Here is a 1,288-nt window from a genome sequence, read left to right on the forward strand (position 1 = left end):
CAGTATCTCGACATCAACAACGCCAAGCCCAAGCCCTTCCAATGGGTCAAGACCGCCGATGACATCCTTGCAGGTGTCGAGCGGTTTTGTCTGCGAACTTCTAACTCAGCACACTAGATTGGCGCCTTGCGCGTCTCACCGGCGGTATGCATCAACTGCCAGCGTTTCGTCCATGGAAATGAAGCAGATAGCGAAGCTGCTTCCAATGGCTTGCCACAAGCCCTGGCGCTATCGAGGCCCGGCTTGATGGAGGGAAGGGGCGCTGAGGGTGCTTCGCACACTGGTGACGGTGGACGAATCAAAGGCCTCTTCCCGCGGCTTCCCGAGCTCTTTAGGCCGAAAGCGCTGACGGTATTCCCGCGGGGTCGTATCCAGCCGCCTTGCATAGATGACTCGCATGTGATTGCCGCTATGGAACCCGCATCGAAATGCCACCGTCTTTAGCGGAAGGTCTGTCTCTTCCAACAATTTGCGGGAGAAATCGACCCGCACTTTCTCCACAAATGCGGAAGGCGTCATATTGGCGTCTTTCGCAAAGACGCGCGAGAAAGTCCGGCGGCTTACCGCGACGGCATCAGCCAGTTGTTCAATGGACAGCTGCTCATTGATATGGTCCGTGACATAGCGCAGTACCTTCGCCACGATGGTCTCTTCCTTCGGGCCAACCGCGAGGTACGGGCTGTACTGGGACTGACCGCCGTCGCGGCGGATATACACGATCAGCTGCTTGGCGATGCGCAGCGCCATCTCGTGGCCCCAGTCCTCCGTGACCAAGGCCAGACTGAGGTCGACCCCGGCTGTTACACCAGCGCAGGTAAAAAGACTGCCGTCCCGAACAAAAATCTTGTCTGGCCGGACGCGAGCCCTCGGGAACTGAGCGACGAGACGATCGACGTGGTCCCAATGGGCGGTGACCTGTTTGCCATTCAGCAATCCAGCATGGCCCAGCGGGAAGGCGCCATTGCAAACCGAGCCGAAACGCCGTGAACCCTCTGCTTTCGCACTCAACCACTGAATGAAGCCTGGTGTAGGCAGTACCTCTGGAAGCTTCGGGCCACCTGCGACGAGGAGCAGGTCAGGCTGGTCTTCGTACTGCAGGTAGTCGGTCTCGACATTGAGCTCCAATCCGTTGGCGCATCGGACGCTTCCGGCGTGCATGCCGACAAGAGTGATCTGATACTGCTGTTCCGGTGGGAGGAAATTGTTTGCCTCGGCAAAAACATCCATCGGTCCCGCGACGTCCAGTGCCTGCACCCCGTCAAAAACGACGATGGCCACCTTCATGATC

At 58.4% G+C, this 1,288-nt stretch carries 1 protein-coding gene; it reads right to left on the bottom strand.

All coding sequences use genetic code 11. The annotated features are described in order from the left end of the window. Positions 1–228: 228 nt before the first annotated feature. Positions 229–1,284, bottom strand: a complete 1,056-nt coding sequence (locus AC1DY5_RS56035) for a GlxA family transcriptional regulator (RefSeq protein ID WP_478122773.1) — start codon at positions 1,282–1,284, stop codon at positions 229–231. Positions 1,285–1,288: the final 4 nt, after the last annotated feature.

The sequence above is a fragment of the Variovorax sp. P4_D9 genome, from assembly GCF_056401695.1.